Source organism: Microcoleus sp. LAD1_D3, from assembly GCF_036702135.1.
GTDB lineage: Bacteria > Cyanobacteriota > Cyanobacteriia > Cyanobacteriales > Microcoleaceae > Microcoleus.
The window spans coordinates 1-2,554 of the sequence record NZ_JAUBSB010000139.1 but is presented as its reverse complement, the minus strand read 5'-3'; the positions used below and the strand labels follow the sequence as shown (position 1 = coordinate 2,554).

The 2,554-nt window shown below is 39.0% G+C and carries 2 protein-coding genes and 2 pseudogenes; 2 read left to right on the top strand and 2 right to left on the bottom strand.

Annotation, left to right across the window (positions count from 1 at the left end; all coding sequences use genetic code 11):
* Positions 1-76: 76 nt before the first annotated feature.
* Positions 77-775, bottom strand: a pseudogene (locus QUA74_RS29550) (transposase); the annotation flags it as partial.
* A 64-nt stretch (positions 776-839) separates the two neighbouring features.
* Here QUA74_RS29550 and QUA74_RS29545 point away from each other — a divergent pair.
* Together QUA74_RS29545 and QUA74_RS29540 are read left to right on the top strand one after the other, a co-directional pair.
* The gene (locus QUA74_RS29545) at positions 840-1,337 is read left to right on the top strand and encodes a helix-turn-helix domain-containing protein (protein ID WP_333336299.1); all 498 of its coding nucleotides are present in this window, start codon (positions 840-842) and stop codon (positions 1,335-1,337) included.
* A complete protein-coding gene (locus QUA74_RS29540; protein ID WP_333336301.1) occupies positions 1,325-1,909 on the top strand; it encodes an IS630 family transposase in 585 nt (194 codons plus the stop codon). Before QUA74_RS29545 ends, QUA74_RS29540 begins: the two co-directional genes overlap by 13 nt.
* 10 nt (positions 1,910-1,919) lie before the next feature.
* Here QUA74_RS29540 and QUA74_RS29535 read toward each other — a convergent pair.
* A pseudogene (locus tag QUA74_RS29535) lies at positions 1,920-2,483 on the bottom strand (transposase); the annotation flags it as partial.
* Positions 2,484-2,554: the final 71 nt, after the last annotated feature.

The window sequence follows — 2,554 nt, the reverse complement described above, 5'->3', positions numbered from 1 at the left end:
AATTAATAATTAAATGGGGTCGCAAAATCAAAAATAAGGGCAATGCTTGTATCACAGTTTAAATGTGCAACAGCTTAGCAATAGCTGTTTGTGAAGTATTATCAAGTTTTGTCATCACTCGATTGAGCCCGAATCTTCGTTTCCGCAAGCCCCGAATTTGCCCTCAATAGCATTGCGAATTCTATCATCTTCCAACGCTTGCCTCTTTTTTTCTTTGCTGACATGGGATGGGGGTCTTCCTAGGGGTGGCCCACTGATTCTAATGCGTTTTTCATGACACCAAGCTCGGTTCTAAGAGTGTACGATAAATTCGATCCGCATGAACTGATTCAGGATAGTGTCCTGTAAATTTATAATAGGCTTCTACTTGTGCTTTTAAGTCTCCTGATTCGTTAAAATTGTCCCAGCTCATCCGGTCTAAAAATACATATCCTTCAAAGCAGCTCGCTGATATTTTAGCTCCAAATTCTACGCGTTTTCCGGCTTTTCCTCTGACTATGGGACGGATGTGGGGTTGGCTTAAACTTACTATTCTATCCTCAATGCTCTGTTTATTGTTGTCAAACAACCATTGCTGTTGGCGATAGACTTCTGTGAGGACTAGCAAGGTTTTATACTGCTTTTTATTCAGACCTTCTAGGGTCGCACCTGAATCGATTAGCTGTTCAATATGAGCTAAGTTTCTTTTGATATATTGAAGTTGTTTTTTAATTGCCTGTCTTTTTTTAGTTTGGGTGGGTCGTCTTTGTTTCGCTACTGCTAATACCAATTTCCTAAAATAGTGCTACAGTTAGTAGGTGTCTTTTTTGTTAATTAGTACCCAAATATAAAGAAGAAAAATGTCAGGAGTTGTCAAAATTGAAATTCGGGAAACAGAAGAAGAACTGAAAGCTCTTCTGAGGAAAGAGAAAGATGTGACTTGCTACGAAAAACTGCAAGTTCTGTATTGGCTCAAAACCCAAACGGTAGAAACTGTATTATCTGCCGCTGTGCGGTTAGGGAAACATCGTACCACAATACAAAGATGGTTGTCTAGTTATCGTTCGGGGGGAATCGAAGAATTATTATTGCAGAAACCTCGTTCGGGAAGACCAAGAATAATGAATCCTGAAACTGTAGATAGATTATCAAAAGAATTACAAGAACCCGAAGGATTTAGTAGCTACAAAGAAGTACATCAATGGTTGACAAGTTGCTGTGAAGTAAAAGTGGCATATCGAACAGTACATCAGTGGGCAAGATATCGACTCAAAGGGAAATTAAAAGTGCCGCGTCCCGTGAGTGAAAAACAGAAAAAAGGTGCAGTAGCAGAATTTAAAAAAAACTGCCATCCTTAGTAAAAGCCAGCCTGAGTCAAAGTGAGAGATTTTTAAAGCAATGGCAAAAAATTCGATATTGGAGCCAAGAAGAAAGTCGAATGGGGCTACACACAATTCAAAGAAGGAAATTAACTGGCAAAGGCATTAAGCCTCACGGAGCAGTGCAATGGGACTTTATATATCTGTGGTTGTATGGAGTAGTAGAACCTCAAACAGGAGAGGGATTTTTTTATGAATTTACGCATCTAGACACAGTGTGTTTTGAGAAGTTTTTGGAGCTATTTGCCACCGCTTATCCAGATGATTTGCATATAATTCAACTAGACAATGGAGGATTTCATTGTTCATTGAACCTAAGTATACCAGAAAACGTGATTTTACTGTTTCAACCGGCTTATAGTCCGGAAGTGAATCCAATAGAAAGGCTGTGGGGGTATATCAAGGAACAATTGAAATGGTTGAGATTTGATGGTATAGAAGAATTGAGAGAGACAGTGCAAAAAGAGTTAAAAAAGCTGACTAACGAAGTGATTGCTTCCTTGACGGGATATCCATTCATATTAGAGGGTTTATCTGTAGCAGGAATTTAGGAAAATGGTATAAGTAGTCTTTTCTCGCTAGATTACGGTATGTTCTTGGTTTTTTAGTAGTTTTTTCTTTAATTTGTTTATACAAAATGTCGATAATTTTTTCTGTATGAACTCTGGCTCCATTTAATAGTCCTAACTCGGTCGGATAACTAATATCGGCTGGAGCACAGGTTGCATCTATGATTAATTTTCCGCGATTGGGTGACTCATTTTGGGCGTCCGAATCCTTTTTTTTTTCCGGTTTAACTGGGCTGATGGAGCGGATTTTTTCAACCATTCGTTCGTTGACTTTATTAATTAGGTTCGGACTAATTCTTTGCCGAAAATGAACTAATAGAGATGGGTCAAAGGGTAGCTTGTTACTGTAGCTTGATTGACCAATAAAGTATTGTAGATAGGGGTTTTCCCGGATCTGTTCTACTGTTTCGCGATCGCTAATTAAGAGTTTTTCTTAGATGATTAATGCTCCCAATGCCATCCGAAATGATTTGGCTGGTGCCCCCTTTTCTGTGGGGAAGTTTTCAGCATATTCTGCTTCAAATTCTGACCACGGAATTAGTTCGGCCATTTTTACTGTAGTTTAGACTAACCAAAGATGAGAACGGTGGCAAAAGAAGAACTAGAGCCACCGTTAAGGAGAGAATG

Excerpts from the sequence above, each read along its gene's own strand:
- QUA74_RS29545 (WP_333336299.1), top strand. The coding sequence starts at position 840 with ATGTCAGGAGTTGTCAAAATTGAAATTCGGGAAACAGAAGAAGAACTG.